Annotated in this window: 19 protein-coding genes; 10 read left to right on the forward strand and 9 right to left on the reverse strand. The window is 74.3% G+C overall.

Going from position 1 to position 20,126, the window contains the following annotated elements; all coding sequences use genetic code 11:
- Positions 1-7: 7 nt before the first annotated feature.
- The 9 genes from EDD54_RS13940 to EDD54_RS13980 all read right to left on the reverse strand — a co-directional run bounded on the left by EDD54_RS13940 (position 8) and on the right by EDD54_RS13980 (position 7,805).
- The gene (locus EDD54_RS13940) at positions 8-1,207 is read right to left on the reverse strand and encodes a BatD family protein (RefSeq protein ID WP_126540158.1); all 1,200 of its coding nucleotides are present in this window, start codon (positions 1,205-1,207) and stop codon (positions 8-10) included.
- On the reverse strand, positions 1,201-1,812 hold the full coding sequence (locus EDD54_RS13945; RefSeq protein WP_126540160.1) for a hypothetical protein: 612 nt from the start codon (positions 1,810-1,812) through the stop codon (positions 1,201-1,203). The genes EDD54_RS13940 and EDD54_RS13945 overlap by 7 nt, the downstream gene beginning before the upstream one ends.
- Positions 1,809-2,702, reverse strand: coding sequence for a VWA domain-containing protein (locus EDD54_RS13950; RefSeq protein WP_126540162.1), 894 nt, complete (start codon positions 2,700-2,702; stop codon positions 1,809-1,811). Before EDD54_RS13950 ends, EDD54_RS13945 begins: the two co-directional genes overlap by 4 nt.
- Positions 2,699-3,640: a VWA domain-containing protein gene (locus EDD54_RS13955; protein WP_126540164.1), complete on the reverse strand. Its 942-nt coding sequence runs from the start codon at positions 3,638-3,640 to the stop codon at positions 2,699-2,701. Before EDD54_RS13955 ends, EDD54_RS13950 begins: the two co-directional genes overlap by 4 nt.
- The gene (locus EDD54_RS13960; RefSeq protein WP_126540166.1) at positions 3,637-3,975 is read right to left on the reverse strand and encodes a hypothetical protein; all 339 of its coding nucleotides are present in this window, start codon (positions 3,973-3,975) and stop codon (positions 3,637-3,639) included. The genes EDD54_RS13955 and EDD54_RS13960 overlap by 4 nt, the downstream gene beginning before the upstream one ends.
- The gene (locus EDD54_RS13965; RefSeq protein ID WP_245515771.1) at positions 3,972-4,799 is read right to left on the reverse strand and encodes a DUF58 domain-containing protein; all 828 of its coding nucleotides are present in this window, start codon (positions 4,797-4,799) and stop codon (positions 3,972-3,974) included. The genes EDD54_RS13960 and EDD54_RS13965 overlap by 4 nt, the downstream gene beginning before the upstream one ends.
- Positions 4,796-5,755 carry an AAA family ATPase gene (locus tag EDD54_RS13970; protein WP_126540168.1) on the reverse strand — a complete coding sequence of 320 codons (960 nt, stop codon included), beginning with the start codon at positions 5,753-5,755 and terminating at the stop codon, positions 4,796-4,798. Before EDD54_RS13970 ends, EDD54_RS13965 begins: the two co-directional genes overlap by 4 nt.
- A gap of 89 nt (positions 5,756-5,844) precedes the next feature.
- Entirely contained in the window at positions 5,845-7,170 is a 1,326-nt protein-coding gene (locus tag EDD54_RS13975) for a histidine kinase (protein ID WP_126540170.1), read from the reverse strand.
- On the reverse strand, positions 7,170-7,805 hold the full coding sequence (locus tag EDD54_RS13980; protein WP_126540172.1) for a response regulator: 636 nt from the start codon (positions 7,803-7,805) through the stop codon (positions 7,170-7,172). Before EDD54_RS13980 ends, EDD54_RS13975 begins: the two co-directional genes overlap by 1 nt.
- A gap of 261 nt (positions 7,806-8,066) precedes the next feature.
- Between EDD54_RS13980 and EDD54_RS13985 the strand changes: the two genes are divergently transcribed.
- The 10 genes from EDD54_RS13985 to EDD54_RS14030 all read left to right on the forward strand — a co-directional run bounded on the left by EDD54_RS13985 (position 8,067) and on the right by EDD54_RS14030 (position 20,118).
- Positions 8,067-9,185, forward strand: a complete 1,119-nt coding sequence (locus EDD54_RS13985; protein ID WP_126540174.1) for a PAS domain-containing protein — start codon at positions 8,067-8,069, stop codon at positions 9,183-9,185.
- Complete coding sequence (locus tag EDD54_RS13990; RefSeq protein ID WP_126540176.1) at positions 9,182-10,717, forward strand: sigma 54-interacting transcriptional regulator; 1,536 nt, start codon at positions 9,182-9,184, stop codon at positions 10,715-10,717. The genes EDD54_RS13985 and EDD54_RS13990 overlap by 4 nt, the downstream gene beginning before the upstream one ends.
- Positions 10,632-11,693 carry an ABC transporter substrate-binding protein gene (locus tag EDD54_RS13995; RefSeq protein ID WP_126540178.1) on the forward strand — a complete coding sequence of 354 codons (1,062 nt, stop codon included), beginning with the start codon at positions 10,632-10,634 and terminating at the stop codon, positions 11,691-11,693. The genes EDD54_RS13990 and EDD54_RS13995 overlap by 86 nt, the downstream gene beginning before the upstream one ends.
- Positions 11,694-11,787: 94 nt before the next feature.
- Positions 11,788-12,888 carry an ABC transporter ATP-binding protein gene (locus EDD54_RS14000; RefSeq protein ID WP_126540180.1) on the forward strand — a complete coding sequence of 367 codons (1,101 nt, stop codon included), beginning with the start codon at positions 11,788-11,790 and terminating at the stop codon, positions 12,886-12,888.
- Complete coding sequence (locus EDD54_RS14005) at positions 12,885-13,751, forward strand: ABC transporter permease (protein WP_245515772.1); 867 nt, start codon at positions 12,885-12,887, stop codon at positions 13,749-13,751. The genes EDD54_RS14000 and EDD54_RS14005 overlap by 4 nt, the downstream gene beginning before the upstream one ends.
- A gap of 15 nt (positions 13,752-13,766) precedes the next feature.
- The gene (locus tag EDD54_RS14010) at positions 13,767-14,552 is read left to right on the forward strand and encodes an ABC transporter permease (protein ID WP_126540182.1); all 786 of its coding nucleotides are present in this window, start codon (positions 13,767-13,769) and stop codon (positions 14,550-14,552) included.
- Positions 14,553-14,599: 47 nt separating this feature from the next.
- Complete coding sequence (locus EDD54_RS14015) at positions 14,600-16,105, forward strand: aldehyde dehydrogenase (RefSeq protein ID WP_126540184.1); 1,506 nt, start codon at positions 14,600-14,602, stop codon at positions 16,103-16,105.
- A gap of 167 nt (positions 16,106-16,272) precedes the next feature.
- Positions 16,273-16,617 carry a hypothetical protein gene (locus tag EDD54_RS14020; protein ID WP_126540186.1) on the forward strand — a complete coding sequence of 115 codons (345 nt, stop codon included), beginning with the start codon at positions 16,273-16,275 and terminating at the stop codon, positions 16,615-16,617.
- A gap of 89 nt (positions 16,618-16,706) precedes the next feature.
- Entirely contained in the window at positions 16,707-19,223 is a 2,517-nt protein-coding gene (gene secD, locus EDD54_RS14025) for a protein translocase subunit SecD (protein ID WP_126540188.1), read from the forward strand.
- A gap of 115 nt (positions 19,224-19,338) precedes the next feature.
- Positions 19,339-20,118, forward strand: a complete 780-nt coding sequence (locus EDD54_RS14030; protein ID WP_126540190.1) for a TIM barrel protein — start codon at positions 19,339-19,341, stop codon at positions 20,116-20,118.
- Positions 20,119-20,126: the final 8 nt, after the last annotated feature.

Consider the following 20,126-nt stretch of genomic DNA (forward strand, 5'->3'; position numbering starts at 1 on the left):
CTTGGGTTCATGCCCGCGGACGTCGCCGAGTGCCGCGCAGCACCAGCTCGACCGCGGCGGCGGGGGTGAGCGCCGATACGGCCGGGCCGTAGAGCGCCGCGTCGAGGGGCGCGAGCACGTCACGGTCGACGGGACGGCCGAGGGCGGCGCGGCGGCGGAGGTGGCGCTCGGCGGCGCGGCGGACGGCGAGGAGATCGCCGCCGCGGCCGGCGCGGCGCAGGGCGGCGCGGGTGGGATCGACGGGCACCAGCCGGCGGAGGGCCGCGGCGAGACCGGCGCGGCGGCGCAGCGACAGGCCGGCGACGGCGACCGCGAGCCCGACCGCGAATCCGGCCCCGGTCGCCGCCGCGGCGACGGCGACCTTGCCGGGCGGCAGGCGGTCGGCGCCGCCGTGGCCGGCGCGGAAGCTGGCGTAGCCGAACGGGATCGCCGCGATCTCGGCCTTGCGCAGGATACGGGCGCCGGTGTCGAACCAGGGGAAGGTGAAGGCCGGCAGCACGCCGGGCTCGCCGGTCTTCGGCCGGAGATTCCAGAGCCAGGTGACGGTGGTGACGGGGCCGTCCGACGTGAGGTCGACCTTGCGCTCCTCCGGGGCGGCGAAGGTGATCAGCCAGGCCGCGCGCATGGCGGGGCGCGGCGGCAGCTGGTGCGGCAGCGCGCCCTCGGCGCGGATGACGACTCGGCGGACCAGGGTCTCGCCGTCGCGCAGCGAGCCCGGGGCGGCCGAGAGCTCGTCCGTGACCTCGAGGGCGCGCGCCGCCAGCGGCTCGCCCTCCGCCGGGAAGGGCGCCACCTGGACCCGGACCCGCTCGGCGGTGACGTCGAGCGGCTCGCGCGGGCGGTCGCGGCCGATCACGGTGAGGTGGTGGACGACCGGGCCGATCACCAGCGTGCCGGCGCGGCGCGGATAGACCGCGATCTTGCGCTCGAACACCTTCAGCATCCGCCCGCCGATGCGCTCGTCCCACCAGCGGTCGCGCGCGACCTGGATCCAGTCGTAGGCGGGCGAATCCGGGAAGACCAGCTTCTCCAGGGTGATGGTGCTGTCGTATTCGCCGCGGACGGTGACCGGCACCATCTCGCCGGCGACGGGCGTCACGTCCGGCACCACGAGGCGCAGGCCGTCGGCCCGCGCCGCGCCGATCAGGGCGGCGAGCAAGGCGAGGGCGAGCAAGACCGAGGCGAGGAAGGTCCGGCGGATCACCATCTGTCGCCCTCCGGCGGCCGGATCAGTCCGAGGCCGGCCCGCCGCTCGTGTTCCTTCTCGAGACGAAGCCGGAGGAACTCGCCGGGATCGTCGGTGATGGTGTCGAGCCAGGCGTCGGTGGCGACGAAGCCGCGCGCCTCGATCGGCTTCTTCCACTCGGGGTCCGGGGTCGAGGGCAGCGCCCCCCCGGCACCCGCGGCAGCCGCGCCACCGCCGACGGCGGCGAGGCGGCCCGGCGCGACGCTGTCGCCGACGACCTTCGGCACCAGGGCGTCGATCAGGCCGCGCAGCCGGGCCGCCTCGGCGTCGCCGGGATCGGCGAACAGGACGGCGTCGAGATAGGCGACCGAGAGGGCGTAGTTCCCGGTCGCCGCAAGGGTGAGCGCGCGGTTGAAGGTCTGGCCGCGGCCGGCGCCGGCGAGCGCGGCGTCGGCGGCCGCGTAGTCGCCGGCGCGGTAGAGCGCGAGGCCGCGGGCGGCGGGGTCGGACATGAGCGGCGCGGCGCCGGGCAGGCCGGACCAGAGGGCGAGCCGGCCCCAGGCGTCGGGACCGGACGCGAGGACGCAGGCGAGGCCGGCGAGGACGACGAGGGGCGCGCGTCTCATCGCCGCCTCGCGAACAGCAACAGCAGCGGAAAGGCCGCGAGGCCGGCGACGAAGGGGCCGAGGTCGCGGAAGCGCAGCGCCGTCAGCGCGGGATCGCGGTCGAGGCCGCCGCCGGCGCCGAGCCGGGCGAGCACCGGATCGGCGGCGCGGGCCGGCGCTACGGCGGTGGCGAGCGGGGTCAGCGCGGAGACGTCGCCGGCGGCGCCCTCCCCGGCCGCGCCGTCGAGCGTCAGGACGAAGAGGCGGACGCCGGCGGCGGTCAGCCGTCCGGCCTCGGCGAGCGCGGCGCCGTCGACGCCACCGCCGTCGGTGACCAGGACGACGTCCGCGTCGCGCTCGCCGGCCAGCATCTCGCGGGCGAGGGCGAGGCCTGCGGCGGGGCGGCTGCCCTCGCCGGGCATGGTGCCCGGGCCGAGCACGGCGACGTCGCTCTGGAGGACGGCCGGATCGGCGGTCGGCGCGGCGACCTCGTAGGCCTCGCCGGCGTAGAGCAGCAGGCCGACCGGACGACCGCCGCCGGCGGCGAGCACGCTCGCGGCGGCCGCCTTGGCGTCGGCGAGCGCCGGGCCCTCGGCGACGGAGGGCGAGAGGTCGAGGGCGATCAGGATGGCGCCGCTCTCGACCAGCAGCGGCGCGTCGGAGCGCGGCACCGCCGGCCCGGCGAGGGCGATCCCGACCAACCCCGCGGCCAGGAGGGCGGCGACGCCGGCGCGGGGATCGCCGGCGCCGAGATGGCCGAGCCGGCGCATGGCGGCGAGGGTCGTCGGCGGCATCACCCGCTCCCAGCCGCCCGCCGGCGCGCCGCGGCGGCGGCTCCAGAGCGCGAGGAGCGCGAGGGCCGGCGGCACGAGCAGCCACCACGGCCGGAGCAGTACGAAGGCCTCGGTCATGCCGACCTCCTGAACGCGGCGAGCACGAGCAGCACGGCCGCGGCCGCCGCCGGAAAGGTCCAGAGCGGGCGGAAGGCGCGCACCGGCGGGCGGTCCATCGGATTGGGTTCGAGGTCGTCGAGGCTCGCCGCCATCGCCTCGAGGTCGGCCATGGTGCGGACGCGGAAGCTGGTGCCGCCGCCGGCCTCGGCGACGGCGCGCAGGGTGGCGGCGTCGACGGCGTCGCGCGAGCGCGGCGCGGTCTCGAGGTCCTCCGGGCCGAGGGCGATGGTGTGGATGCGGATGCCGTGGCGCGCGGCGAGCGCCGCGGCGTCGGTGGCCTCGACCTTGCCGGCGGTGTCGACGCCGTCGGACAGGAGCACGATCACCTTGGTGCGGGCGTCGCCGGCGACGAGGCGCTTGGCCGCGAGGCCGAGGCCGTCGGAAATGGCGGTGGAGCGGCCGGAGATGCCGATCTGGGCACCCTCGATCGCCCGGGCGACGGCGTCGACGTCGAAGGTCGGCGGCTGCGCGACATAGGGGCGGTCGCCGAAGATGACGAGGCCGACGCTGTCGCCGCGGCGCGCTGCGACGAAGCGCGCGGCGACCCGCTTGACCGCGTCGAGGCGCGACACCGGCTTGCCGTCGAGGGCGAAGTCCTCGGCGACCATGCTGCCCGAAAGGTCGAGCGCGAGCACGATCTCTCGGCCGGAGGCGGTGACGACGGCGCGCTCGGCCGGCACCTCGGGCCCCGCCAGCGCGGCGACCAGCGCGACCCACGCCGCGGTGGCGAGGGCGAGGCCGAGGGCGTCGTCGCGCGCCGAGGCCGGCCGCGCGCCGGCAAAGGCGGCACCGGGCACCGCGAGCGCGGCCGCGGCGACACCGTCGCGTCGCATGAGCCGGCGGATCAGCAGCGGCAGCGGCAGCAGCAGCAGCGCGAGAGGAAAGGCGAGGCTCATCGGCGCCTCCGCTTGGCGGCGCGGGCGATCCGCTCGAAGGCGGCGTCGGCGATCGGCTCGCCGCGGTAGGCGACGCCGTGGAGCGCGGGCGGCAGGTGGCCGAGGAGGCGGGCGAGCGCGAGCGCCCGCTCGGCCGGTGGCAGGCCGCGGGTGGCTGCGAGGCGGGCGCGGAAGGACGGCCGGCGCGCCAGCAGCGGCGAGGCCGCCGCCGCGACCAGACCGGCGAGCACGAGGCCGGCGCCGAACAGGGCGAGGAGGTCGGCGGGGCCGAGGTCGAGCAGCGCCGGCGGCAGGCGGCCGGGCGGCAGGGCGGCGATCAGCTCGGACGGCGTCATGGCGCGATCGTCTCCAGGGCGACGTTGGCCCGGCCGAGGCGCGCGGCGAGGGCCGCGCGGTCGAACGGCGCGAGGCGGGCGAGGCGGACGAGGCCGCCGGCGCGGATCGGCAGCGCGGCGGCGGGCGGCGCGGTGTCGAGCGGATCGAGCGGCAGCAGCAGGGTGACGCGGCGCCGGCGGGCGAGACGGGCGAGCGCCGCCTCGTCGTCGGCGGCGACGCCGTCCGGGCCGGTCGCCAGCACGACCTCGGCGCCGGGCGGGGCGAGCCGCGCCGCGCGGGCGAGCGCCTCGCCGAGCGAACGGTCGGCGGCCGGTGCGGCGAGGGCGGCGTCGTGCTCGGCGGCGAACAGGCGGGCGATCGCGGCCATTTGCGACACGCCGGTGCGCAGGCCGGTGGCGGCGACGCCATGGGCGCCGACCGCGAGCCCGGCCACCGATGCGCCGCGGGCGACGGCGCGCCAGCCGGCGCAGGCGAGGCCGCGGGCGCCGGCGACCGAGCGCAGCACCGCGCCGGTGCCCCACAGCATCGGCGCGCGAAAGTCGGCGAGGAGGACGAGACTGTCGTCGCGGTCCTCGTGGAAGCTGCGCACGTGCAGCGTGCCGGTGCGCGCGGTGGCGGCGACGTCGATGCGGCGGGCGTCGTCGCCGTCGGCAAAGGCGCGGATTTCGCGAAGGTCCATGCCCGCCCCGGGCGGCCGGCCGGCGACGGCGCCGGGTTTGCGCGTCGCCGGGCGCGCGCGGTCCGGCCCGGTCGACGCCTCGCGCAGCGCCAGCAGCTCGGCGGCCGAGAGGCGGATGCCGGGAACGTCGAGGACCGCGCTCACCACGGCTCGACCCGCGCCAGGATGTCGGCGACGAGGCTGCGGCCGGTGCGGCCCTCGCCGACCGCCGCCCAGGTCGGGATCAGCCGGTGGGCGAGCGCGTCGGGGGCGAGCGCGACGGCGTCCTCCGGCAGCGCGTAGTCGCGGCCCTTCAGCCAGGCGCGCGCCTGCACCGCGGCGGCGAGCGCCAGCGTGCCGCGCGGCGAGATCGGGTGCTCGACCCATTCGGCGACCGCGCCGCCCGGCCGCGAGGCCATGACGAGGCGGACGATGAAATCCTTGAGCGCCGGGGCGAGGTGGACCTGCGCGGCCGAGGCCTTGGCGGCGATCAGCACGTCGGCGGCGAGCGGGTCGGCGGGAAGCGGCGGCGGCGCCATGCGCTCGGCGGAGACGAGGTCGAGGATGGCGCGCTCCTCCTCCGCCTGCGGCAGGCCGAGCGAGAGGTGGAGCAGGAAGCGGTCCATCTGCGCCTCGGGCAGCGGGAAGGTGCCCTCGTGCTCGATCGGGTTCTGGGTCGCCACCACCATGAAGGGCTCGGGCAGGCGCCGGGTGACGCCGGCGGTGGTGACCTGCCCCTCGGCCATCGCCTCGAGCAGCGCCGACTGCACCTTGGGCGGGGCCCGGTTGATCTCGTCGACCAGCACCAGCGAATGGAACAGCGGACCGGGCACGAAGTCGAAGCCGCCGGTCTCGGGGCGGAACACCTGGGTGCCGGTGAGGTCGGCCGGCAGCAGGTCGGGCGTGCACTGGATGCGGGCGTGGCTGCCGGGCAGCGCCGCCGCGAGGCGCTTGACCGCGCGCGTCTTGGCGATGCCCGGCGGGCCCTCGATCAGCACGTGCCCGCCGGCGACCAGGGCGACCAGCAACCGCTCGACCATCTCGGCGTGGCCGACGAGGCCGCGCGCCACCGTCTCGCCGATCCGGGCGACCGGATGGGCCGGATGGGTCATGTCGTTCATGGGACGTCTCCTCCTGACCGCCAGCATCGGCCGGGAGGCGATCCCGCGAAAGAGACGACGTCCCGGGCGGGCCGGGAAGATCACCCGGGTCAGCGGGGAACCACCGCCGTCGCCACCATGCCCTTCGGGCCGGGCTCGAGGGTGAAGCGGCCGCCGAGGGCGTCGACCCGCTCGCGGATGCCGAGGAGGCCGTAGCCGTCGCCGGCCGCCGCCTCGGGCTTGGCGGTGCCGTCGTCGGTGGTGACGAGCGTCACGCTCTCGGCGACGTCGACGGCGAGCGCGACGCTCTTCGGCGCCCCGTGGCGGATCGCGTTGGTCAGGCACTCCTGCGCGATCCGGTAGAGGCTGAGGGCGAGGGCGTCGGGGACGGCGTCGAGGTCGCCGCGGCAGCGCAGCGAGAAGCGCACCGCCGGCATGCGGGCGCGCCAGCCGGCGACGAGGCGGTCGAGCGCCGGCTCGAGGCCGAGTTCGTCGAGGTCGGGCGGGCGCAGCCGCGACAGCTCGGCGCGCAGGTTGTCCATCATCTGCCCGGAGATCTCGGCGATGCGGGCGCCGTCGTGCGCCGTGGTCTCGCCGGACTGGGCGATCGCGGTCGCGAGTGCCCGGGTGGCGGTGAGGCACTGGCCGAACTCGTCGTGCAGTTCGCGGGCGAGGGCGCGGCGCTCGCTCTCCTGCACCGTGAACAGCCGCCGGGTCAGCTCGGTGCGGGTGTCGCGGGCCTCGCGCAGCGCGGCGGCGGTCTCGTTCAGCGCCTCGGCGAGGGCGTCGAACTCGGCGACGGCGAGGCGGGGCTGGCGGGTCGAGAAGTCGCCGGCGCGCAGGCGCTCGATGCCGCGCAGCACGAGGCGGAACGGCGCGAGCAGGCGCGCCACCATCAGCCCGGTGACGACGGCGCCGCCGATCGCCATGCCGACGGCGACGCGCATCAGGTCGCCGGTGCGGGCCCAGGCGCGGGAGACGACCACCGTGGCGTCGGGAATCGCGGTGACGCGGCCGTCGGCGGCGCGGCGCGAGCGCACCGGCACCGCGATCGGATCGGGCACGAGGCCGATGGCGTCCGCCAGCCGGACGAACCAGGCCGGCGTTGGGGCGTCGGCGGCGAGATAGGGGCCGCAGCGGCGGTGGGTCGGCAGGTCGGTGGCGCCGAACTCGACGCAGATGCCGGGCGCGATCAAAGTCCAGGCCGGGAACTGCTGCCAGTCGCGGAACACCGGCGTCGGCGCGACGCCGCCGAAGGCGAGGCCGACGAAGTCGGGGCGGGCGTCGATGGCACCGGCGACCCGGGTGGCGGTGACGGTGGCGTCGGCGCGCGCCGCCCGGGCGGTGTCCCACAGCACCCAGCCGGCGGCAACCAGAACCGTGATCAGCCCGGCCGCGAGCACGCGCAGGACCAGCTGGGGCAGGAGGCCGCGCATCAGGGCGGCTCGGAAAAGCCGGCGCGCTGCGCCTTCAGCACGAGGTCGGCGTCGCCGGAGGCGCCGAGCTTGGCGCGGATCTGCGACAGGTTGTTCTGGACGGTCTTGGAGGAGAGCCCGAGGTTGCGGGCGATCGAGCGGCCGTTCATGCCACGGGCGAACAGGCCGAGGATGTCGCGCTCGCGCGGGGTCAGGCTCGCGACCTCGTCGCCGGCGAGCGAGGTCTGCGCCAGTTCCTGCGCCATGTCGGAGGAGAGGGCGCGCCGGCCGGCCATCACCGCGGCGATGGCGCGGACGAGTTCCTCCGGCGGGCTGCTCTTGGAGACGAAGCCGCGCGCGCCGGCCGCCATCGCCTTGCGGGCGAAGACGGCGCCCTGGTGCATCGAGACCACGACGATCCTGACGCGCGGTTCGGTCGCCACCATGGCCTCGACGGCGGCGAGACCGCCGGCGCCGGGCATGGAGATGTCCATCAGCACCACGTCTGGCGCGTGGGCGGCGAAGGCCGCGAGCGCGGCCTCGCCGTCGCCGGCCTCGGCGACCACGACGTGGCCGGGCTGGCGCTCGACGAGACGGCGGTAGCCCTCGCGCACGATCGGGTGATCGTCGACGAGGAGGATGCGGGTCGGGACCATGGCGGGATCATACCCCGGCCCGCCGGGCCGGCAATCGGGCCGCACCGTCGCAGCCGGTCGCCCCCGCAGATCGTACCCGAACGCGGATCCCATGATGCGTTTTCGCATACGAAACGCTGCGCTACCGCATCATTCGATCTTGCGAGTGCGGCGCGCACTTCGCTAGATCCTTGATCTTCCGTGGACTTCGGCGTGCGCGGCGGTGGCACGGCGCTTGCCAACCATCCCCGTGCGACGCCCCGACAGGGCGAAGGGACGACGATGCGATCCGATGCTTGGCCGATCCGGGAACTCGCCGACGCGGCGATACTGGTCGACGTGGTCGACCGGGACGGCCGTCTCGTGTGGATGAACGCCGCCGAGGCGGCGCTGCTGCAGCGCGACGCTGCGGGCGTCGCGGTGGAGGACGTCTACGCCGACGGCTCGGCCGAGAGCCTGCGCGCCGTGCTCGCCGGCGGCGCCGCCCCCGCGGACGCCTCCGTGCTGTGGCTGCGCACGGCGCAGGGCCGCGAGGTGCCGGTGCTGGCGAGCCTCGTCCCGGACGGCGACGGCGGGCTGGTGGTGCTGAAGCAGCCGGCCGCGGCGGCCGCGGGCGTCGAGCAGGAGATCGGCGAGCGCGTCGAGATCCTGACCGAGATGATCGGCGAAGCCACCGACGCCTGCTGGTGCATCGAATTCCTGGTGCCGGTCGACACCACCATGGCCGAGGACGACGTCGTCGACGCCGTGTTCGGCCACCCGCAGCGCTGGCGCGCCTGCAACGAGGCGATGGCGCGGCTCTACGGCCTGCCGCCCGACCTCGACTTCAACGACCAGCCGGTGTCGCGCTACTTCCCGCGCTCGCCGGTCAACGAGGGCATGGTCCGGGCCCTGATCCGCGCCGGCTACCGGCTCGACCGCGCCGTCGCCGTCGACCACCGCCACGACGGCGAGGAAATGCTGGTCGAGAACGACTTCCGCGCCGCGATCCGCGGCGACCGGCTGGTGCGGCTCTGGGGCACGGTGCGCGACATCGGCCCGATGCGACGGCGCGAGGAGGAACTCGAGGCCCGTGCCGACGTGATGCTCGACGTCCTCAGCGCGGTTCCCGACCCGATCCTGGTGGTCGACGCCGACGGCCTGCTGATCGCGGCGAACCCGGCGGTGGAGCGGCTGTGGGGCTGGCCGGTCGAGCGCCTGCTCGGCGCGCCGGTCGGCAACCGGCTGGACGCCCGCGCGATCCGCGAGGCCGCCGAGACCGGCGGCCGGACCGACGTCGTCGTCGCCGGCGCCGGCACGTGGCGGATCCACGCCGCCCCGATCGAGGGCACGCGCCGGCGCTTCGTCGCCACGGCCCGTCCCGTCCGCGCCCGCCGCCCGGTCCGGGAGGCGGCGGAATGAAGTTCTTCCGCTCCGACCTCCCCGCCCTCGACGGTGCGCCGCGGCTGCCGGCCGACTACCACGGCACCGCCGTCGCGGACGTCATCGACGCCCTGCCCGACGGCATCGCCGTGCTCTCGCTCGACGGCACGGTGCGCACCGCCAACCGCGCCTTCGAGCGGCTGGTCGCCCGCACCCTCGCCGAACTTGCCGACCGGCCGCTGCGCCCGTCCGGCGGCGCCGACGACGTGCTCGCGGCCCTCGGCGCCGCCCTCGCCCGGATGCGGCCGCTCGACACCGCCGGCGCGCTCGAATCCGGGCGGGTCGTGTCGGCGAGCCTGCGGATCCTGCGTGACGGCGACGGCGCCGCCTTCGGCGCCGTCGCGATCCTCGCCGACCCCGCGGCGCAGCGTCGGACCGGCGAGCGGCGCGGCGACCCGTTCCGCTTCAGCGGCGACGGCCACGAGGCCGCGCCGGCCCATGTCGACACGCCCGAGACCGACGCGCTGCTGCGCCAGGGCACCGCGGCGCTGGAGCGCAACGCGCGGGTGATGCTGACGGGCGAGTCGGGCACCGGCAAGACCGAGCTGGCGCGGCGGCTGCGCGACCGCGTCTGCGGGCGCACGGGGGCGGCGCCCTTCGTCCACGTCAACTGCGGCAGCATCCCGGAGAGCCTGTTCGAGTCGGAGATGTTCGGCTACGAGGCCGGCGCCTTCACCGGCGCCGCCGCCCGCGGCAAGACCGGCTACGTCGAGGCGGCCGAGAACGGCGTACTGTTCCTCGACGAGGTCGGCGAGATCCCGCTGCACGTCCAGGCCAAGCTGCTGACCTTCCTCGAGGACGGCACCTTCATGCGGGTCGGCTCGCCGGTGCGCCGGCGCGCGCGGGTGCGGATCGTCTCGGCCACCAACCGCAACCTGCCGGAGATGATCGCGGCCGGCACCTTCCGTCGCGACCTCTACTACCGGCTCGCCGTGGTCAGCCTGACCTGCCCGCCGCTGCGCGGGCGCCGCGAGCTGATCCGCGCCATCGCCGAGAGCCAGCTGAAGCGGATCAACCTCGAGCGGACGCCGCGGCTGACGCTGGCGCCGGCACTTTGGTCGGCGCTCGCCGACCACGCCTGGCCCGGCAACGTCCGCGAACTCGCCAACGTGCTCGAGCATGTCGCGGCCGTCGCCGACGAGGAGGCGACGCCCGCCCACCTGCCGCCGGACTTCTCGGCGCCGGCGCCGGCCGAGCCGCCCTTCGCCCTCGCCGGCGAGACGCGGGACGCGGGCGGCGCCGAGGACGGCGGCAGCCCGCTGCGCGAGGCGCTGCGGGACTACGAGGACTTCCTGATCGCCCGGGCGATCGAACGACACGGGTCGAAGCGGCGCGCCGCCAGGGCGCTCGGCGTCGACATCGGAACACTCGTCCGCAAGACGACGAGACGCGGGAAAACCGCCCACAACCAGATGGGGAACGACGATGAAGCGACGGATCACGGCGAAGGCGACGACCGCCCTCGTCCTCTCGATGGCGACCCTCCAGCCGATCGCGGCGGGCGCGGCTGAACTCAACCTGCTGACCTGGGAAGGCTACGCCGACAAGAGCTACGTGGCGCCCTTCGAGGCGGCGTCGGGCTGCAAGGTCAACGCGACCTACGTCGGCTCCAACGACGACTTCGCGCCCAAGCTCGCCGCCGGCGGCGGCGTCTACGACGTCATCACGCCGTCGATCGACACCATCGGCCTGATGCGCCAGGCCGGCTTCGTGGCCCCGCTCGACACCGCGAGGCTCACCGGTTTCGACGGCGTCTATCCGCAGTTCGCCGACGGCGCCGACGTCCGGACCGACGGCGCGGTCTGGGCGGCGCCGCTGGTGTGGGGCTCGATCTCGCTGATGTACCGCACCGACAAGGTGTCGGGCACGCCGGATTCGATCGGCATCCTGTTCGATCCCGCCTACAAGGGCCGGATCTCGCTCTGGGACGACAAGTCGGCGATCTACTGGACCGCGCGCTACCTCGGCTACGAGAACATCTACGACCTCACCGACGAGCAGCTCGCGGCCGTAGAGGCCAAGCTGATCGAGCAGAAGCCGCTGGTCCGCAAGTACTGGGCCACCGCCGGCGAGCTGACCGAGCTCTACGCCAACCAGGAGGTCTGGGTCTCCAATACCTGGACCGGCCTGCAGAGCAAGGAGATCAACGGCCTCGGCAAGGGCTTCACGGTGACCGAGTTCAGCCCGAAGGAAAAGTCCGAGGGCTGGATGGACTCCATGCAGCTCGTCAAGGACAGCCCGAACGAGGACTGCGCCTACAAGTTCATGTCCTACATGCTGTCGGCCGAGGGCCAGTGCGGCATCATCCGCACCACCGGCTACTTCCCGACCGTGCCGGGCGCCGTCGCCGGCTGCCTGTCGGACGCCGAGAAGGTCGAGCGCAAGGTGAACGACGTCGCCTTCGTCGACACGCTGCGGATGTGGCAGATGCCCGCCCGCCTCGACAAGTATCTCGAGGTCTGGAACGCGGTGAAGGCCGCTCCCTGACCGGACCCCGCCCGCCCCGGCGCGACGACCACCCGGGGACCGGCCGACCGCCGGTCCCCGCCGAGGGCGCGCGCCCGCCAGCCGAGGCCAGACCATGACCCCAGACGCGATCGTCACCCTCTCCGGGGTGCGCAAGACCTATGGTGCCTTCACCGCGATCGAGAACCTCGACCTCTCGATCCGCCGCGGCGAATTCGTCACCCTGCTCGGCCCGTCCGGCTGCGGCAAGACCACGACGCTGCGCCTCGTCGCCGGCTTCGAGCGCCCCGACGCCGGCCGGGTGACCATCGCCGGCGAGGACGTCACCGCGGTGCCGCCGTTCCGTCGGGCGGTCAACACCGTGTTCCAGGACTACGCCCTGTTCCCGCACATGACCGTGGCCGAGAACGTCGGCTACGGCCTCTCGGTGCGCTCCAACCGCGTGCCGGCCGCCGAACGGGAGCCGCGGATCCGCGAGGCGCTCGCCATGGTCGGCCTCGCCGATCTCGGGGGACGGCGGCCGTGGGAGCTCTCCGGCGGTCAGCGCCAGCGCGTCGCCATGGCCCGCGCCCTGGTGCGCCGGCCGCAGGTGCTGCTGCTCGACGAGCCGCTGTCGGCGCTCGACGTCAAGCTGCGCCAGTCGATGCAGGTCGAACTCAAGCACCTGCACCAGAAGGTCGGCATCACCTTCGTGATGGTGACCCACGACCAGGAGGAGGCGCTGGTGCTGTCCGACCGGGTGGTGGTGATGAAGTCCGGCCGGATCGTGCAGCAGGGCACGCCGCAGGACCTCTACGACCGGCCGGCGAGCCCCTACGTCGCCGACTTCATCGGCTCGGCCAATCTCTTCACCGGCAAGGTCGTCGCTGCCGAGGGCGGACGGGTCCGCGTCGGCTTTCCCGGCGGCGGCGTGCTCGACGGCGTCGGCGTCGGCGCGCTCCGCACCGGCGACGCCGCCACGGTGGCGATCCGGCCCGAGCGGCTGCGCCCGGCCCTCGACGGCGCCGGCATTCCGGCCACCGTCGCCGCCCACCTCTTCCACGGCGGCAACCTGATGATCGAGGCCGGCACGCCGCACGCTTCCCGGCCGGTGTTCGTGGCGATCCAGCGCAGCGGCGCCGCCGCCATGCGCGACCTGCCGGCGCCCGGCGCGGCCGTGGTGCTGGCGCCGACGAGCGCCGACGACGTGCTCGTCTACGCGGAGGCGGCGGCGTGAGCGCGTCCCCCGGCCGCCGCGCCTTCCTCGCGGTCTTCTCCGTTCCGCTGGCCTGGACCCTCGCGTTCCTGGTGGCGCCCTACGCGGTGATGCTGGCGATCAGCTTCTGGACCCGCCGGTTCCCGGTGTTCGTGCCGGACTTCCAGTTCGGCAACTACGTCCAGCTCTTCACCGACCCGCAATACGTCACCGTCCTCCTCCGGACGCTGAAGATCGCGGCGGCGACGACGGTCGCCTCGGTGCTGGTGGCCTATCCGCTGGCCTACTTCATCGTGTTCACGATCCGCCACGACGGCCTGCGCCGCGCGATCTACTTCCTCGTCGTGGTGCCGCTCTGGGTGTCCTACCTGCTGCGCGCCTACACCTGGAAGATCATCCTCGGCACCGACGGCGCGCTGAACTCGCTGCTGCTGTGGACCGGCGTGATCGACGCGCCGATCGAGGCCTTCCTCTACAACCAGGTCTCGATGGTGGTGACGCTGACCTACATCTTCATCCCCTTCATGGTGATGCCGCTGTTCGCGGCGCTGGAGCGGATCCCGCGCTCGCTGATCGAGGCCTCCGAGGACCTCGGCGTCGGCCCGTTCGAAACCTTCTGGCGGGTGATCCTGCCCCTGTCGGTGCCCGGCGTCGTCGCCGGCGCGACCATGACCTTCTGCCTGTCTTTCGGCGACTTCGTCGCGCCGGTGCTGGTCGGCGGTCCGACCGGGACCATGGTCGCGACCGTGCTGCAGTCGCAGTTCGGCGCCGCGCTGAACTGGCCGCTCGGCTCGGCGCTGGCGGTCGTGATCCTCGCCATCGTGATCGTGGTGCTCCAGACCGCCAAGCGGCTGGAGGCCGGACCGCGCGTCGCGCTCACCTGACGGAAAGGCCCTCGTATGACCTCGTCCCTCGCCTGGTGGCAGCGCGGCCTCGTCGGCGTCGCCGTCGCCGCCCTCGCCTTCCTCTACCTGCCGATCGCCGTGCTGGTGCTGTTCTCGTTCAACGCCAGCAAGGTGACCACCTTCCCGCTCTCGGGCTTCACGCTCGACTGGTACGCCCGCGCCTTCGCCAACGCCGAGATGCTGACCGCGCTCGGTAACAGCCTGGTCGTCGCCGGCTCGGCGACCGTGCTCGCCGTGCTGCTCGGGGTGCCGGCGGCGCTGGCGCTCGACCGCCACGACTTCCCGGGCAAGCGGCTGTTCCAGACCACGCTGCTGTTGCCGCTGTCGCTGCCGGGCATCGTCACCGGCGTCGCGATGCTGAACTTCTACAAGCAGATCGCCCTGCCGCTCGGCCTCGGCACGGTGGTGATCGGCCACGCCACCGCGCTGGTCGGCGTGGTGGTGTCGCAGGTGATGGCCCGGCTGTCGCGGATCGACCGCCGGCTCGAGGAGGCCTCGGCCGACCTCGGCGCCACGCCGCTCGAGACCTTCGCGCGGGTGACGCTGCCGGGCATCCGCTCCGCGGTGATCGGCGCGGCGCTGCTCGTCTTCACGCTGTCCTTCGACGAGATCCCGGTCACCTATTTCCTGACCGGCCGCGACATCACGCTGCCGATCTACATCTACTCGACGCTCCGGCGCGGCATCACCCCGGAGATCAACGCCATCGGCACCGTGATCGTCGTCGCCTCGATCGCGCTGATCCTCGCCTCGGTCGTCCTGATCCGCGAGCGCCGCTGACCCCCTTCGACCACCCCCGTCCGACCCGAAGACCCAGGAGGAGACACATGGACACCCAGGCCCGCGACCGCGCCCACTTCGCCGCCAAGGCGGCGGCCACCACCTTCCACACCGACCACTTCATCGACGGCGACTTCGTGCCGGCGAGCGACGGTCGCCGCTTCCCGACGATCAACCCGGCCACCGGCGAGACCCTCGCCACCGTCGCCCGCGGCACCCAGGCCGACGTCGACCGCGCGGTCGCCGTGGCCCGGCGGACCTTCCGCTCCGGCGTCTGGTCCAAGGCCGCCCCGCGCGACCGCCTCGCCGTGATGGAGCGCTTCGCCCAGCTAATCGAAGCGCACGCCGAGGAGTTCGCCGTGCTCGACAGCCTCGACATGGGCAAGCCCGTGTCGGACATGCTGAACATCGACGTGCCCTTCTCGGCGACGACGATCAAGTTCTTCGCCGAGACCGCCGACAAGTTCGACGGTGCCGTCACCGCGACGGCGTCGAGCGCGCTGCACTACATCCTGCGCCAGCCGCTCGGCGTGGTCGCGATCATCGTGCCGTGGAACTACCCGCTGATGATGGCGGCGTGGAAGCTCGGTCCGGCGCTCGTCACCGGCAACTCCGTGGTGCTGAAGCCGGCAGAGCAGTCGCCGCTGTCGGCCGGCCTCCTCGCCCGGCTGTTCGTCGAGGCGGGCGGGCCGGCCGGCGTGCTCAACGTGGTGCACGGTCTCGGCGAGGAGGTCGGGCGGGCGCTCGGTCTCCACATGGATGTCGACAAGATCGGCTTCACCGGCTCGACCGAGGTCGGCAAGCTGCTGATGACCTACGCCGGCCAGTCCAACATGAAGCGCGTCACCACCGAATGCGGCGGCAAGACCCCGCAGGTGGTGATGGCCGACGTCGAGGACATCGACCTCGCCGTCACCTACGCGGTCAACGGCATCTACGGCAACCAGGGCGAGGTCTGCAACGCCGGCTCGCGCATCCTCGTCGAGGCAGCGATCCACGACGAGTTCGTCGACCGCTTCCGCGCCCGCGCCGCCGAGGCCTTCCGCCCCGGCGACCCGCTGGACCCGGCGACCACCATGGGCCCGCTGGTCACCGCCGAGCACCAGAAGCGCGTGCTCGGCTACATCGACGTCGGCCGCGCCGAAGGCGCCTCGCTCGCCTTCGGCGGCGGCGTGCCGGCCGGCCTCGAGGCCGGCGCCTATGTCGAGCCGACGCTGTTCACCGGCGTCGCCAACGGCATGCGGATCGCCCGCGAGGAGATCTTCGGACCGGTCGGCACCATCCTGAAGGTCGCCGACGAGGCGGAGGCGATCGCGGTCGCCAACGACAGCGTCTACGGCCTCGCCGCCTCGATCTGGACCCGCGACGTCTCGCGCGCCCACCGCTTCGCGCGCGACGTCGAGGCCGGCGTCGTCTGGGTCAACTGCTTCGACCACGGCGACATGACCAGCATCTGGGGCGGCTTCAAGCAGACCGGCAACGGCCGCGACAAGTGCGTCGAGGCGCTGACCCAGTATACCCAGACCAAGTCGGTCTGGGTCGAGCTGCGCTGACGACGAAGCCCGTCCCGGCTTCGACGGGACGGGCTTCCTCGACAGGACGGGCGGAGGTCTGGTAGGTCTCGGCGATGGCGAGGACCGCGACCGACCGCCCGACGTCGACGCTCCCCGCCGCGCCCGTCCCGGCGCGGCGCGCGGATGGCCGCGCGGCGCGGTGGACCGTGGCGATCGCCTTCGCTTGGCTCGCACTCGCCTATCTCGGCCTCGCCCTCGGCCCGGCGCAGCCGGACCTGCGCGCCCCCGTCGGCGCCACCAAGGTCCAGGTCGAGGCGGGGATCCGCCATCTCGCCCCGCGCGAGGGCACCCGCGCGACGGTCGTCGCCGAGCGGCCCGACCCGCGCACGCCCGCCCCGCCGCCGGGGCCCACGCTCGCGCCGACCGCCGTCGCCGTCCTCGCCCTCCGGGCCGCCCGGATCGTCGCCGCGCCGCCGCGCGGCCCGCCCGCCGCAGCCGCCGCCGTCCGCACAGCCCATCGTCCGCGCGCACCCCCGGCCGCCGCCGCCTGATCCGAACCCCGATCGAGGCGCGGTCCGCGCCGCCGTGTCGCCATTTCGGGGCGCGGCGGCGACGGCGCATGGACGGACGACCCTTTCCGATGAAGACCTCTCCCTGGCTGCTGGCGACCTACGCGGTCGTCGTGGTCCTCGGCATCCTCGCGGCTCTGCCGAACATCCTCTCGAATTCCACGCTCGACGCCCTGCCCTCCTGGTTCCCGAAGGACCGGGTCGCGCTCGGCCTCGACCTCAGCGGCGGCTCCCACCTCGTGCTCGAGGTCGACGGCGCCGACCTCGCCCGCGAGCGGCTGCAGACGCTGACGCAGGACGCCCGCCGGGCGCTGCGCGAGGCCGGCGTTCCCGGTGCCGCGATCCGCCGCGCCGGTTCGACCCTGGTGGTGAGCCTCGCCGCGGCCGACCAGCGCCCGGCCGCGACGACCGCGCTCGGCAAGCTCGCGCTCGCCGTCGGCCCGACCGGCGCCTCCGACCTCGCCTTCGGCGGCGAGGGCGCGACGGTGACGATCGCCCTCACCGAGGCCGGCCTTTCCGACCGCACAAGCGCGGCGGTCGAGCAGAGCCTCGGCATCATCCGCCAGCGCGTCGACCAGGTCGGCGTCGCCGAGCCGACGATCCAACGCGTCGGCGCCGACCGCATCCTGGTGCAGTTGCCCGGCGTGCAGGACCCGGCGCGCATCCGCGACCTCATCGGCTCGACGGCGAAGATGAGCTTCCACATGCTCTCCGGCGCCGCCGTGGAGGGTGCGCCGCCGCCCGGCGTCACCCTGCTGCGCGACGACGAAGGCCGTTCCTATCCGGTCGAGGACCGCGTCGAACTCGCCGGCGACCGCCTGACCGACGCTCGCGTCGGTTTCGACCCGACCACCAACGAGCCGCTGGTCAGCTTCCGCTTCGACACCGTCGGCGCCGCGCGCTTCGCCGAGATCACCCGCGCCAACGTCGGCCGACCCTTCGCGATCGTGCTCGACGACAAGGTGCTGTCGGCCCCGGTGATCCGCGAGCCGATCACCGGCGGCTCCGGGCAGATCTCGGGCAACTTCACCGTCGAGAGCGCCAACGACCTCGCCGCGCTGCTGCGCGCCGGGGCGCTGCCGGCCAAGCTGACGGTGATCGAGGAGCGCACCGTCGGCGCCGACCTCGGCGCGGACGCGATCCGCATGGGCGTCGCCACCGGCCTCGCCGGCTTCGTCCTGGTGGTCGGCTTCATGGTGCTGCTCTACGGCCCCTGGGGGTTGCTCGCCAACCTCGCGCTCGGCCTCAACGTGGTGCTGACCTTCGCCGGCCTGTCGCTGCTCGGCGCCACGCTGACGCTGCCCGGCATCGCCGGCATCGTGCTCGGCATCGGCCTCGCGGTCGACGCCAACGTCCTGATCAACGAGCGCATCCGCGAGGAGACGCGGCGCGGCCGCGGCGCCGTCGCCGCGCTCGACGCCGGCTTCCGGCGCGCCTACTCGACCATCGTCGACGGCAACGTCACGGCGCTGATCGCCTCGGCGCTGCTGTTCTGGTTCGGCTCGGGGCCGGTGCGCGGCTTCGCGGTGACCATGGGCATCGGCATCCTGATTTCGATGTTCACCGCGGTGTCGATCGTCCGGGTGGCGATGCTCGCCATCGTCCGGCGTACCGGCATGAAGCGCCTCGCCATCGAGCCGCTGCTGCCGGTCACGCTGGTGCCCGAGGGCACGCGCTTCCGCTTCATGCGCGCCCGCTTCCTCGGCCTCGGCGTCTCCGCCTTCCTGTCGCTCGCCTCGGTGGTGCTGTTCTTCTCGCCGGGCCTGAACTACGGCGTCGACTTCCGCGGCGGCATCCAGATGGAGGTGGTGACGGAGGGCCCGGCGGACCTTTCAGCCTTCCGCTCCGGGCTCGACGGCCTCGGGCTCGGCGAGGTGGCGCTGCAGGAATTCGGCGACAGCCGCCACCTACTGGTCCGCGTCGAGCGCCAGCCGGGCGGCGAGGAGGCGCAGACGGCGGCGGTCGAGCGCCTCACGGCCGAGGTGCGCGCCATCGACGCCAGCGCGACGGTGGAGCGCACCGAGGTGGTCGGTCCGAAGGTGTCGGACGAACTCGCCACGGCGGGCATCCTGTCGGTGGTGTTCGCCAGCCTCGCCATGCTGGTCTACATCTGGGTGCGCTTCGAGTGGCCTTTCGCGGTCGGCGCGATCGCGACCCTGGTGCTCGACGTCACCAAGACGGTCGGCTTCTTCGCGATCACCGGCCTCGACTTCAACCTGACGGCGATCGCGGCGCTCCTGACCCTCGTCGGCTACTCGGTCAACGACAAGGTGGTCGTCTACGACCGCATGCGCGAGAACATGCGGCTCTACAAGGCGATGCCGCTGCGCGACGTCATCGACCTCTCGATCAACGAGACGCTGGCCCGCAGCCTCTACACCTCGGTGACGGCGTTCCTGTCGCTGCTGCCGATGGCGATCTGGGGCGGCAGCGCGGTCGAGAGCTTCGCGGTGCCGATGATCTTCGGCATCGTGGTGGCGGCGTCGTCGTCGGTGTTCATCGCCGCGCCGATCCTGCTGTTCCTCGGCGACTGGCGGCGCCGGCGCGCCTCGACCCGGACGCCGGCGGAGACCGCGCCGGCGGTGTGACCGGCCGCGCCCGCCGACCCGGTGGGACGGAACTTCCGTTCCGTCTTGCCACGGGGTGGATCATCCGGCTTACTCGCTCCCGGCGCGTCGCGCCGGGAGCACGGGTGTCGGGTCCATGAGCAGCTTTCCCCTCGCCGCCTGTGCGGAGATGATCTGGCGCGACCGGCCGATCGACTGGCGCGCCGCCCGGCTGAAAGAGATGGGCTTCGGCGTCGGCCTGTGGAACTGGCCGGACCACGACCTCGCCCGGCTGGAGCGCACGGGCGCCACCTTCACGATCATGAACGGCTACCTTCGCGGCGACCTCGTCGACGACGACGGCATCGCCGAACTGCTCGCGACGGCGCGCGAGACCGCGGCGGTCGGCCGGCGCCTCGGCGTGCAGCGGCTCAACCTGCACGGCACCGGCCTCGGCCCCGGCGGCCTGCCGGTCCGGCCCGTCGAGGTGGTGACCGGCGCCATGTGGCTGAAGGCGCGCGACACGCTGTGCCGCGTCGCCGAGATGGCCGAGGCGGAGGGCGTGGTGTTCACGCTCGAGAATCTCAACCGCGCGGTCGACCACCCCGGCGTTCCCTTCGCGCGGGCCGAGGACACGCTGGCGCTGGTCGCCGCCGTCGACCACCCGAGGCTGCGTCTCAACCTCGACCTCTACCACGCCCAGATCGGCGAGGGGAACCTGATCGACCTCTGCCGCCGCTGCCTGCCGTGGATCGGCGAGATCCAGGTCGCCGACGTGCCGGGCCGCTGCGAGCCGGGCACCGGCGAGGTCGACTGGCCCGGCGTCGCCCGCGCGCTGAAGACGATGGGCTACGCCGGTCCGGTCGGCCTCGAAGCCTTCGCCAGCGGCGAACCCGAGGCGGCCCTCGCGGCCTTCCGCGACGCCTTCACGGTCTAGTCCGGCCG

This window comes from Oharaeibacter diazotrophicus, assembly GCF_004362745.1.
Lineage (GTDB): Bacteria > Pseudomonadota > Alphaproteobacteria > Rhizobiales > Pleomorphomonadaceae > Oharaeibacter > Oharaeibacter diazotrophicus.

What these genes read in the sequence shown, in the direction of transcription:
- EDD54_RS13990 (WP_126540176.1), top strand. Translation starts at nt 9,182, where the DNA reads ATGAAGTTCTTCCGCTCCGACCTCCCCGCCCTCGACGGTGCGCCGCGG.
- EDD54_RS13985 (WP_126540174.1), top strand. Translation starts at nt 8,067, where the DNA reads ATGCGATCCGATGCTTGGCCGATCCGGGAACTCGCCGACGCGGCGATA.
- EDD54_RS14030 (WP_126540190.1), top strand. Translation starts at nt 19,339, where the DNA reads ATGAGCAGCTTTCCCCTCGCCGCCTGTGCGGAGATGATCTGGCGCGAC.
- EDD54_RS13955 (WP_126540164.1), bottom strand. Translation starts at nt 3,640, where the DNA reads ATGAGCCTCGCCTTTCCTCTCGCGCTGCTGCTGCTGCCGCTGCCGCTG.
- EDD54_RS13940 (WP_126540158.1), bottom strand. Translation starts at nt 1,207, where the DNA reads ATGGTGATCCGCCGGACCTTCCTCGCCTCGGTCTTGCTCGCCCTCGCC.
- EDD54_RS14010 (WP_126540182.1), top strand. Translation starts at nt 13,767, where the DNA reads ATGACCTCGTCCCTCGCCTGGTGGCAGCGCGGCCTCGTCGGCGTCGCC.
- EDD54_RS13970 (WP_126540168.1), bottom strand. Translation starts at nt 5,755, where the DNA reads ATGAACGACATGACCCATCCGGCCCATCCGGTCGCCCGGATCGGCGAG.
- EDD54_RS14015 (WP_126540184.1), top strand. Translation starts at nt 14,600, where the DNA reads ATGGACACCCAGGCCCGCGACCGCGCCCACTTCGCCGCCAAGGCGGCG.
- EDD54_RS13995 (WP_126540178.1), top strand. Translation starts at nt 10,632, where the DNA reads ATGAAGCGACGGATCACGGCGAAGGCGACGACCGCCCTCGTCCTCTCG.
- EDD54_RS14000 (WP_126540180.1), top strand. Translation starts at nt 11,788, where the DNA reads ATGACCCCAGACGCGATCGTCACCCTCTCCGGGGTGCGCAAGACCTAT.
- EDD54_RS13945 (WP_126540160.1), bottom strand. Translation starts at nt 1,812, where the DNA reads ATGAGACGCGCGCCCCTCGTCGTCCTCGCCGGCCTCGCCTGCGTCCTC.
- EDD54_RS13950 (WP_126540162.1), bottom strand. Translation starts at nt 2,702, where the DNA reads ATGACCGAGGCCTTCGTACTGCTCCGGCCGTGGTGGCTGCTCGTGCCG.
- EDD54_RS13975 (WP_126540170.1), bottom strand. Translation starts at nt 7,170, where the DNA reads ATGCGCGGCCTCCTGCCCCAGCTGGTCCTGCGCGTGCTCGCGGCCGGG.
- EDD54_RS13960 (WP_126540166.1), bottom strand. Translation starts at nt 3,975, where the DNA reads ATGACGCCGTCCGAGCTGATCGCCGCCCTGCCGCCCGGCCGCCTGCCG.
- EDD54_RS13980 (WP_126540172.1), bottom strand. Translation starts at nt 7,805, where the DNA reads ATGGTCCCGACCCGCATCCTCCTCGTCGACGATCACCCGATCGTGCGC.
- secD (WP_126540188.1), top strand. Translation starts at nt 16,707, where the DNA reads ATGAAGACCTCTCCCTGGCTGCTGGCGACCTACGCGGTCGTCGTGGTC.